Annotated in this window: 11 protein-coding genes and 1 riboswitch; all 11 genes read right to left on the bottom strand. The window is 46.3% G+C overall.

Features of this window, described 5'->3' with window-relative positions:
* Nucleotides 1-240: 240 nt before the first annotated feature.
* A complete protein-coding gene (locus OCV81_RS07795; protein WP_148329539.1) occupies nt 241-1524 on the bottom strand; it encodes a voltage-gated chloride channel family protein in 1284 nt (427 codons plus the stop codon).
* 112 nt (nt 1525-1636) lie between these two features.
* Nucleotides 1637-1705, bottom strand: a riboswitch (Fluoride riboswitch).
* Between the two features lie 263 nt (nt 1706-1968).
* On the bottom strand, nt 1969-3003 hold the full coding sequence (gene galE, locus OCV81_RS07790) for a UDP-glucose 4-epimerase GalE (RefSeq protein WP_148329538.1): 1035 nt from the start codon (nt 3001-3003) through the stop codon (nt 1969-1971).
* Between the two features lie 176 nt (nt 3004-3179).
* Nucleotides 3180-3782, bottom strand: coding sequence for an electron transport complex subunit RsxA (gene rsxA, locus OCV81_RS07785; RefSeq protein ID WP_072542009.1), 603 nt, complete (start codon nt 3780-3782; stop codon nt 3180-3182).
* Between the two features lie 19 nt (nt 3783-3801).
* On the bottom strand, nt 3802-4386 hold the full coding sequence (gene rsxE, locus OCV81_RS07780; RefSeq protein WP_148329537.1) for an electron transport complex subunit RsxE: 585 nt from the start codon (nt 4384-4386) through the stop codon (nt 3802-3804).
* Nucleotides 4387-4400: 14 nt separating this feature from the next.
* The gene (locus tag OCV81_RS07775; protein ID WP_148329536.1) at nt 4401-5060 is read right to left on the bottom strand and encodes an RnfABCDGE type electron transport complex subunit G; all 660 of its coding nucleotides are present in this window, start codon (nt 5058-5060) and stop codon (nt 4401-4403) included.
* Entirely contained in the window at nt 5057-6046 is a 990-nt protein-coding gene (locus tag OCV81_RS07770; protein WP_072542006.1) for an RnfABCDGE type electron transport complex subunit D, read from the bottom strand. The genes OCV81_RS07775 and OCV81_RS07770 overlap by 4 nt, the downstream gene beginning before the upstream one ends.
* A gap of 12 nt (nt 6047-6058) precedes the next feature.
* Nucleotides 6059-7396 carry an electron transport complex subunit RsxC gene (gene rsxC / locus OCV81_RS07765; RefSeq protein ID WP_022354262.1) on the bottom strand — a complete coding sequence of 446 codons (1338 nt, stop codon included), beginning with the start codon at nt 7394-7396 and terminating at the stop codon, nt 6059-6061.
* Nucleotides 7397-7429: 33 nt separating this feature from the next.
* Complete coding sequence (locus OCV81_RS07760) at nt 7430-8389, bottom strand: Fe-S cluster domain-containing protein (protein WP_022354261.1); 960 nt, start codon at nt 8387-8389, stop codon at nt 7430-7432.
* A gap of 17 nt (nt 8390-8406) precedes the next feature.
* Nucleotides 8407-8832, bottom strand: a complete 426-nt coding sequence (locus OCV81_RS07755) for a SoxR reducing system RseC family protein (protein WP_148329535.1) — start codon at nt 8830-8832, stop codon at nt 8407-8409.
* A gap of 145 nt (nt 8833-8977) precedes the next feature.
* Nucleotides 8978-10174, bottom strand: a complete 1197-nt coding sequence (gene ilvA, locus OCV81_RS07750; RefSeq protein ID WP_148329534.1) for a threonine ammonia-lyase — start codon at nt 10172-10174, stop codon at nt 8978-8980.
* 125 nt (nt 10175-10299) lie between these two features.
* The gene (locus OCV81_RS07745) at nt 10300-10896 is read right to left on the bottom strand and encodes an RNA polymerase sigma factor (RefSeq protein ID WP_148329533.1); all 597 of its coding nucleotides are present in this window, start codon (nt 10894-10896) and stop codon (nt 10300-10302) included.
* Between the last annotated feature and the right edge of the window lie 42 nt (nt 10897-10938).

The raw sequence follows: 10938 nt of genomic DNA, 5'->3' as shown, positions 1-10938 counted from the left end.
CTTGTACACGTGTATCCAAAGGCTCCATGGCCTTTGCCAAATTATCCATAATCAAGAATTTCTTTGATATTGAATCCATATTTTATCTGTTTTTTATTATAAAGATAATGAAAAACATCGATATACACAAACAAAACAAACTGATAATCAGATAAATACAAACATTAAAAACTAAATCCTGTTAAAGAAATTTTGATGCGTTTTCTCTGCCCTTACGTTTCATTCCCAAGATTTCGAGAATTATCTTCTTTCGGCCAAGGTCCTCCCCTTCTCCCGAAGGTAAGCCAAATGTTTGGGACTCCCTATCAACTGGGCTGTATAGATACCCGTATGGCCGGAAAACAGATAAGCCACTACACAGGCAATTCCTAAATAAATGCCCGGCTCTGCCCCGAACAGTTCAATTCCCATGAGCGTACAGGCTATCGGCGTATTGGTTGCTCCGGCAAATACGGCCACAAAACCGATTCCTGCCAGCAATCCCATGGGTAGAGGTACGATGGCCGACAAGGCACTTCCCAACGTGGCTCCCACAAAAAACAAAGGAGTCACTTCTCCTCCCTTGAAACCTACTCCAATGGTAAAGGTCGTAAATAACGTTTTCAGCAGGAAGTCATACCACATCTGCTGTTCGGAGAAAGAAGCCACGATAGTGGGAACTCCCAAGCCGATGTACTTCGTGGTTCCCATCAGCCAGACAGCAGCAGCTATCACCACACCTCCTACCAGCGGACGCAAGGGTGGGTAGCTGATACGCTTGGCCACTCCCGACCAGAAACCGATGGAGCGAGAAAACAGCATGGCGGCCAGCCCGAAAAGAATACCTACGGCCACAGTCCACAGCAGATTGCTTCCATCCAGTGCAGGCACCTCCGGCACCACATAATGGGTATGTGCCACTCCCCAGGCATGACACACCATGCTGGCTACAGCTGCCGAAAGGAAACTGGGCAAAATGGCCTCGTAGCGCATCCGGCCCACCACAATGACCTCCAGACCGAAAACGGCTCCGGCCAACGGTGTACCAAACACGGAGGCAAAACCGGCGCTGATACCGATGGCTACCATCAACCGGTGGTCTCTGCGCCGCATGCGAAACAAGCGGGAAAACTGGTCGGCTATTGCCCCACCCATCTGTACGCCGGTGCCTTCTCTACCGGCAGAACCACCGAACAGATGGGTCAATACGGTACCAATGTACACCAAGGGAGCCATCCGGAACGGTATGATGTCATGAGGCGAACGGATTTCCTCTATCAGATAATTGTTCCCCCTGGAAGCGGAGCCAGCCAGGTAATGGTACATCAATCCAATGACTAATCCGGCCAATGGCAACAAGGCAATGATCCAAAGATGATGTTCACGATACTGTGTGGCCCACTCCAGTGACACAAGCAGCAAGGCAGAGGCAGAACCAATGCAGGCACCGGACAAAACGGAAAGGAAAAGCCATTTAAACAAATAAAGGAATAAAGGAAATTGCTCAAATCTCCACCAAAAATTCTGATTTTTCAACGTCTTCATATTGTCTGTTATTTTCTTACATCCTACACGCTGGTCTTCGCAAAAACCAAGGCAGCCACTCCACGGCTTGGATGCAGATGCAATACTCCCTGCCGGCCATTTGGAAAGACCAACCTCGGCAGGAACTATCAGCTACTTCATTAGCGGTTTATCACAGGGAAGTCCCATTCCCTCGATTCGAAAATCGGTTGCAAAGGTATAACAAAATCTGTAAATACAAAAAAAACTGTTCCCCGACTCTCGTCGGAGAACAGCCACAACACAAACACAAAATAAAACACGACAAAACTACTATGCAAAAATACAACTCTCTGCTTGTTCCAGATGGAAGTCAGCCGTCACGATTAGCTATTCACATAGACAACCATCACAAGAGCTGTACATCACATATAACGTTCATAAAACGTCTTTAGTTCAGTATTTTTTAATTTATTAATATTTCAATTACATGATTCCTTTTTCACGGAGGTGTTCCTGCCACTTCCATGCAGAGCGCAAAGTGTCTTCGATAGAAGTTTCAGCCTTCCATCCCAGCTCTTTATTTGCATAAGTAGGATCAGCCCAAACTTTCACGATATCACCTGCACGACGTGGAGCAATCTGGTAATTCAGTTTCACGCCTGTAGCTTCTTCAAACTTGTGAATCAGTTCCAATACAGAAAGACCACGACCTGTACCAATGTTGAATACTTCCACTTTGTCTTTCTGCTTGTCGCCCAGGATACGATCCATGGCAATGACGTGTGCTTTAGCCAAGTCTACCACGTAAATATAGTCACGGATACAAGAACCGTCAGGGGTATCATAGTCGTCACCGAACACACTCAGTTTCTCACGGATTCCCATGGCAGTCTGTGTCAGATACGGAATCAAGTTCTGCGGTACACCGTTAGGAAGTTCACCAATCAATGCAGTAGGATGTGCACCAATCGGGTTGAAGTAACGCAACATGATGGCATGAATCGGAGAACCGGAAGCCACAGTATCACGGATGATTTCTTCGTTAATCTGCTTCGTATTACCGTATGGAGATTCAGCCTTCTTGATAGGAGCCTCTTCTGTTACAGGCAATTTATCCGGCTGACCGTATACCGTACAAGAAGAAGAGAAGATGATTCCTTTTACTCCATGTTTCGGCATCAGCTCCAACAGGTTAATCAATGAAACCAAGTTATTGCGATAGTACAGCAACGGTTTCTGTACAGACTCACCTACTGCCTTGCTAGCTGCAAAATGGATAATACCTTGAATACCCGGATATTTTGTAAACACTGTATCCAGCCCTTCCTGATCCAGACAGTCTACTTTTTCAAATGCCGGACGCACACCTGTAATCTGTTCGATGCTATCTACCACGTCTGCACGTGAGTTAGAAAGGTTATCTACAATTACTACATCGTAACCGCTATTCTGCAATTCAACCACAGTATGAGAACCAATGTATCCGGTTCCACCTGTCACGAGAATTCTTTTTTTCATAACACTAAGGTTTTTCTTATATTTAACTCCTTTATTAAGGTCATTTACGATATCTCTACAAAAGTAGGAAAAAGGATTGAAATGTCCATCAACCTGCCATTAAAAAATTAAAAAAGTGTTACCCGGAAATGCCCCGGATAACACTTTCTACATTTTATTTTCTGAAACTTACGAAATCAGTTCAGTCCAAACAAGACAGCCAGCCCTTTGTCTACACCGGAGAAGCCCATAAAGGCCATCGCCAGCAAACCGGCCGTAACCAATGCGATGGACATACCACGCATGCCTTTCGGGATATTGACCAGACTCAGCTGTTCGCGGATACCGGCAAATACAATCAAGGCCAGGGCAAAGCCCAGGGCAGTAGAGAATGCATAAACCACGCCTGTCAGCAAGTCATAGTTTTTCTGAATCACCAGGATGGTCACACCCAGAATACAGCAGTTGGTAGTAATCAACGGAAGGAACACACCCAGTGCCTGATACAACGACGGAGACACCTTTTTCAGGATGATTTCCACCATCTGCACCAGTGCGGCAATGACAAGGATAAACGCAATGGTCTGCAAGTATCCCAGCCCGAATGCATCCAATACAAATTTCTGAATGACGTATGTCACGATAGTGGCCAGTGTCAGCACGAAAGCTACCGCCGCTCCCATACCCATGGCAGTTTCAACTTTCTTGGAAACTCCCAGGAACGGACAGATACCCAGGAACTGTGACAACACGATGTTGTTCACAAAGATTGCGGTAATAAATATCAATATATATTCCATATCGTTCTATTTTTAAGGGTTATGCTTTTTTCAAGCGGTTTACAATCGCAATGAGGTATCCCAATACAATAAAGGCACCAGGAGCCAATACGAAAATCAGCATTCCGTAATCTTCCGGCATAATTGCCACGTTGAACAATTTACCCGTACCCAGAAACTCACGCACACTACCCAGCAACGTCAAGGCAATGGTAAATCCAAGTCCCATACCCAATCCATCAAAGAAGGAAGAAACCGGGTTGTTCTTGGCCGCAAAAGCTTCCGCACGTCCCAGCAAGATACAGTTTACCACAATCAACGGAATGAACAATCCCAACGTAGCGTATAATGCCGGCACGTAGGCCTGCATCACCATCTGCAACAAGGTTACAAACGACGCGATGACTACCACGAAGATAGGAATACGTACCATATCCGGAACGAGGTTCTTGATTAAAGAAATCACCACGTTGGAACAGATCAATACGAACATCGTGGCCAATCCCATACCCATACCGTTGATGGCAGAAGAAGTCGTACCCAAAGTCGGACACATACCCAGCAGGAGTACAAACGTAGGATTCTCTTTTACAATCCCATTCATTAACACTTTAAAATTATTCATAGCCTGTCCTCCTATTATTTAACGGGTTCTACATTCGTCGTATCTGTCTTTTCATATTCCCCGGCACCCTTTTTCTGCTGAGAAGCACCACTGGCTCCATCTACATGCTGATTCATATAGGCTGCATACGCATTGTTCACAGCCAGCAGAAACGCACGTGAGGTAATGGTAGAAGCTGTAATGGCATCCACATCTCCACCGTCTTTGCTGACAGTCAAAGGAGCTTTTCCAGGGTTCTTTCCGGTAATATCGCCTTTGGCACCTTTCTTGAACCAGTCGGCAGCCTTGGAACCCAGTCCCGGCGTTTCAGAATGGCTCAAAAGAGAATAATCAATGATGTTACCTTCGTTATCGAATCCAACCAGTACGGTCAACGTACCGCCAAATCCATTGGAAGCCGATTCTACTGCGGCCCCGATAGGTTGTCCGCCCTTGGTCGCCTTGTAGATTTTATACGTAGCTCCATTGACTTCCACCGTTTCAGGAGCTTCAGCCGGATTGTTGTCAAAACCAGGAACCACCACTGCAATGGCATCGCTCAATGTCTTGGCGTTAGCCTGTGCAATCGGTTCTGCGGTCACATCATTCACCCAGCCCAGCAAACCTCCGGCCACTACGGAAAATCCGGTCAGTGCCAGAGCCATATTCTTTAAAGATGATTCTAGTTTTTTCATTTCTTCACTACCTCCCCGAAGCGTTTTGGTTTACAATAGGTATTAATCAACGGAGTAAATGCATTCATGATGAAAATGGCGAACGACATACCTTCCGGATAAGCACCGAAAGTACGGATTACTACGGTCAGGAAACCGATGGCCACGCCATAAATCAGCATGCCCTTGTGGGTCATCGGCGAAGTGACATAGTCGGTTGCCATGAAAATAGCTCCCAGCATCAGACCTCCGGTAAACAGATGAGCAAACGGAGAAGCATACACCGTAGGATTTGCCAAATGCATCAAGCCGGAGAATACAAATACAGTGACCAGAATGGAAACCGGAATATGCCAGGAAATAATCTTTTTCCACAACATATAGATAAGTCCCAGCAACAAGGCCAAGGCACTCACCTCACCGATACATCCCGGATTGTTACCCAGGAACAAAGACATCGTATCAGGAAGCTGGCTCAAAGCATTGGCATCGCCATGTACGGCCATCTTCATCAAGGCCAGCGGAGTGGCTGCCGTTTCCGCATCCGTATAGCTGGTGAGCTGTCCTACTACCGGCCAGGAAGTCATCTGTACCGGGAAAGAAATCAACAGGAAAATACGTCCCACCAAAGCAGGGTTGAACGGATTACATCCCAAACCTCCAAATGTCATTTTTCCCACACCGATCGCTACCAGCGCACCGATGATGATAATCCACAACGGCAGGTTGGAAGGCAGGTTGAATGCCAGCAACACTCCCGTCAACGCGGCCGAACCATCGGTAATCGTGGTACGTTCACGCTTCAAGATATATTTGGTGATAGCCCATTCAAAGAACAAGCAGGCTATGACAGAAGTCAGTGTCACCACCACTGCTCCCAAGCCGAACATGTAGAAAGATACGAGCAAGGCCGGTATCAGCGCAATCAGCACGCCATACATGTTTTTCTGTACACTGTCGCCACTATGTACATGCGGCGATAAGGATACTATTAATTTGTTTGCCATAAGATTCTCCAATTATTTTTTTGCATTACGTGCACGGATGATACCGCCCACCTTACCTTTACCTAAACGGATGTAATCCAACATCGGACGATGAGAAGGACACGTAAACTGACATGAACCACATTCGATGCACGACATGATCATTTCGTGTTCCACGCGTTCCCAGTCGCCGTGAGCCGAGCAAGTAGCCAGCAGGAAGGGTTCCAAGCCCATCGGACAGGCACTCACACATTTTGCACAACGGATACACGGCTGCGGTTCTGCACGGCGTGCTTCCTTGTCGTTCATAATCAGGACGCCTGAACTACCCTTACAGATAGGCACTTCGGTATTCACCAACGCCTTACCCATCATCGGACCGCCACCGATTACTTTTCCGGTATCTTCCGGCAGGCCCCCGGCTGCATCTATCAGCTGGCTCATCGGAGTTCCCATACGGGTCAGGAAGTTAGACGGGTTCTTCAATGACTTACCCGTAACGGTCACCACACGTTCAAACAAAGGTTTATTCTTCTGAACGGCTTCATATACCGCATACGCCGTACCTACGTTCTGCACTACAGCCCCCACGTTGATAGGGATGGCAGGAGGAGCCGGCACCTGACGGCCGATGATGGCATCAATCAGCTGTTTTTCACCTCCTTGCGGATATTTCACTTTCAAAGGTACGACTTCGATACCCGGATAAGCTGCCGCTTTCTGAGTCATCAGCTGAATGGCATCCGGCTTGTTGTTTTCGATACCGATATAAGCCTTGTTCACCTTGGCTGCCTTCATCAAGATTTGTACGCCCACCAGAATCTCGTCGGCCTTCTCCAACATCAGGCGATGGTCGGCAGTCAGATAGGGTTCACACTCCACGGCGTTGATGATGACACATTCAGCCTTGCATCCGGGAGGAGGGGTCAGTTTCACATGCGTCGGGAAGCAGGCACCACCCATACCCACGATACCGGCATTCTTAATTTTAGCTACAATTTCTTCCGGAGTCAGATTGCATTCCTTGACCAACTCCGTGCTGCGGTCAATCGATTCTTCCCACTCATCACCTTCCACATCGATGAATATGGCAGGTTTACGATAACCACTCGCATCAATCACACTGTCTATCTTGTTTACTTTACCGGAAACGGAAGAGAAGATAGCGGCCGATACAAAGCCACCTGCTTCGGCAATCTTGGTTCCCACTTTCACTACATCGCCTTTCTTCACGATGGCAGTGGCAGGCGCACCAATATGCTGAGACAACGGGAACACAGCTTGCTTCGGAAGCGCAAGCGTTTCAATGGCTTTCCCGGCTGACAATTTATTTTCTGCTGGATGAACTCCACCAATTCTAAACGTCTTCACTGTTATGTTATTTAGTATTATACAATTATAAGATTAAGCTTCTGTGCTTTTCGGAGCTTCTTCAACCGGAGTTTCAGCCGGGCTTACTTTCTTCTCGGCTTCAGGCTTAACCGGATTCGTTGCAGGCTTCTCTGCGGCAGGTTTATCCGCAGCCGGAGTCTCCACTTTCGGTTTACGAGGAGGGAAATTTACCGCTACAATTGCATGCTGCGGACATTCCATTTCGCACTTACGGCAAGATTTACATTTTGCCGGATCGATATAGGCCAGGTTGTTTTCCAAAGTAATGGCTTCAAACGGACAAACCTTCACACACTTGCCGCAACCGATACAAGCAGCTGCACAGGCTTTGCGGGCTACAGCCCCTTTGTCTTTGTTGACACACTGCACGTACACTCTCCGGTTGTTCTTTCCTTTCGGACGAATCTCAATGATGTTGCGCGGACAAGCTTTACTGCAGGCCCCACAAGCCGTACACTTGGCCTCATCTACTTCCGGAAGACCTGTCTCAGGATTCATGTGAATGGCATCAAACTGGCAAGCTGACACACAATCTCCGCATCCCAGACATCCGAACGTACATCCTGTTTCACCTCCAAAAGTGGAATTAGCTACCACGCACGAACGTACGCCGTCATACTGCGTCAGTTTCGGACGGTTGGCACAGGTTCCGTTACATCTTACCACTGCCACCTTCGGTTCGGAAGCAACCGCCTCCAGCCCCAAGATGCTTGCAACTTTCTCCATTGTAGGCTGACCGCCCACCGGACACATTTTTCCTTCCAGAGAACCGGCTTTCACACAAGCTGCGGCAAAACCGGAACACCCCGGGAAACCACATCCACCGCAATTGGCCTGAGGAAGCACTTGGGCAACCTGTCCAATCCGAGGATCTTCATACACAGCAAATTTCTTGGAAGCCACGTACAAGATAACAGCTGAAATCAAGCCTATGGCACCCAGTGAAATCACTGCAACCAAAATTAAACTCATAATATAAAGTTAGTTTATTAATTATTAATTGATTCCAAAACAAATATAAAAGTACGTCTGAATTTTTCCCGGCAAAAGAAAAGTATCAGATAATAAGGTATAAGCATACATAAGGCTACCAGCGAAGAAAGCACTTCATCGCCTCCCGTAAAATACATGGAGCCAAAAAGTGAAACGAGCAACACCACAAAGGGAAAAACAAAAGCCCACATTACTGCTTTCATTCCCAGGGATGTCGCTCCGCTGATTGTGACCTGACTGCCAACCTGACACTCAAGGCCGTCCTTATTGTATACATCTATCAGTTTTTCTTTAGACTCAGCCGCACTACAGTGCCCTTTTATACTGCACGAAGAGCAGGCAGACGTCTGTACAATCCTCACTCTCAGGTAAGAACCGTCAATGCTTTCCACAATACCTAGATGTTTTATTTTATCAGTCATTTTTGCAAACCGAACATTACAATGTGTGGCAAATGTACGATAAATATTGTTTCGTTGGTAACGTTAACGGAGAATTTCTGCTTAAAAAATTTAAATTTATCGGGACAGTCTAAGTTTAAAACTCACTGTCCCGTATGGTTCCCCTTCAGTCCACTATCGAGTACCCCGCTTCCAGCAAGGCGTTATGGATTTGCATGATATGCTCCGCATTACGGGTTTCCATCACCAAGCGCAGAAAACATGCTGTTACATTGCTGTTGTTGTTGTTTCGCTCATGCAAAACCGAAATGATGTTTCCTCCCAAGCGAGCTATAATGGCTGCCACTCCCATCAATTCCCCTGGTCTGTCGTGCAAATCCAGTGTCACCGTATAAGAGCGTCCGGACATGTCCAGACCACGTCCGATTACACGGCTCAAAATCGTCAGGTCGATGTTTCCACCCGAAACGACACAAATCGTTTTCTTTCCAGCCACTGGTACCTTATTGAACATCGCAGCTGCTACAGAAACCGCTCCCGCTCCTTCTGCAATCAGTTTCTGCTGTTCCATCAATGCCAGTATGGCTGCACAGATTTCATCTTCCGTCACAGTAACAATACCATCTACATATTTACTGCACAATTCAAATGTATGCTCCCCCGGCTCTTTTACTGCAATGCCATCGGCTACAGTAGAAACGGATGGAAGGCATTCACGTTTGGCATGTTCGATAGAACGCAGCATACTGGGAGCTCCTTGCGCCTGGACACCATATACTTTTACGTCAGGCTTCAACGACTTCAAGGCATAGGCTACCCCTGATATCAAGCCGCCACCACCCACAGGCACAATTACCACCTCCACATCCGGAAGTTGGTTCAACAATTCCAATCCAATAGTTCCTTGTCCGGCAATGACATATTCATCGTCAAACGGGTGAATGAAAGTATATCCTTTTTCCTCTTTCAACTGCAACGCTTTCTGATAGGCATCATCATACACTCCCGGCACCAGACACACTTCTGCACCATAGCGCTTGGTCGCTTCCACCTTCGAAATCGGGGCTCCTTCCGGAAGGCATATCAAAGATTTAATGCCATGCTTTGTCGCACCCAACGCCACTCCCTGCGCATGATTACCAGCTGAACACGCTATTACTCCCTTGGCCTTCTCTTCATCGGTCAGACGAGAAATCTTATAGCAAGCTCCACGCAATTTAAATGAACCCGTATATTGTAAATTCTCCGGTTTCAAATAAATCTGACTCTCACTATTTATCTGAGGGGCATATATCAAATCTGTCCTTCTAATTACATTTTTAAGGGCAAAAGATGCCCGGTAAATACAGTCCAATGTTAGCATAAAGATATTATTCTATATTTTTTCGTGCGCAAATGTACAAAAAACATTGGAGCTTAAAAGATAATAACAATAAAATAAGAAGAAAAAGTATCCGGAAGGAATTATATTTCCGATACCTTTTCTCCTCATCGTTCTTCCAAAAAACTTCTATCCACTCCTGATGCAATCATCATTTTCCGAAGTCTGAACAAAAGCCGTTGAAGATATTTAAAACAAGATGACTTACTGACTCCTCGGCTGAGAGCCACCTGACGAAAGCTTTGATTTTCATAAAAAAGAGAGTAAATCAAGGTTCTGTCTTCTAATGGCAAATCTTTGTAAACCTGTTCGAGTATCCTATAAGCATGCTCATACCGTCTCCAATAATCCCAATCGTCCGAAAAATCCTCCGACAGCATCAGGGATGGAGGCAACTCTTCCAATATTATTTCAGCCTCTTTTGCATGCTGACGATAATAATCATTTACTACATTGACCGTAATGGTCATTACCCACGGCAACAAACGACCGGTCTCCCGATAAGTCGTTCTTACTCCATTAAGTACCCTCAGCAATACCTCCTGACGTAAATTATATACATCTTCCACGTCTCTGACATGCGCCCTGATATATCTTTCTACCAATACCGAATATCTTTGGAAGAAAAGCTCTCCAGCCTCCGTGGACCCAGCACGATAAGCAGCCAAAAGTTCTTGGTCTGAAAGCGAAACAGATCTTTCCATATTTACAAATTTTGTGCCTCATCAAACCACATTATAAGCGTA

Source organism: Phocaeicola fibrisolvens (genome assembly GCF_025567125.1).
GTDB classification, from domain to species: Bacteria; Bacteroidota; Bacteroidia; order Bacteroidales; family Bacteroidaceae; genus Phocaeicola; species Phocaeicola fibrisolvens.
Note: the sequence above shows the minus strand (reverse complement) of the source record. Positions and strands in the feature narration are given on the sequence as shown.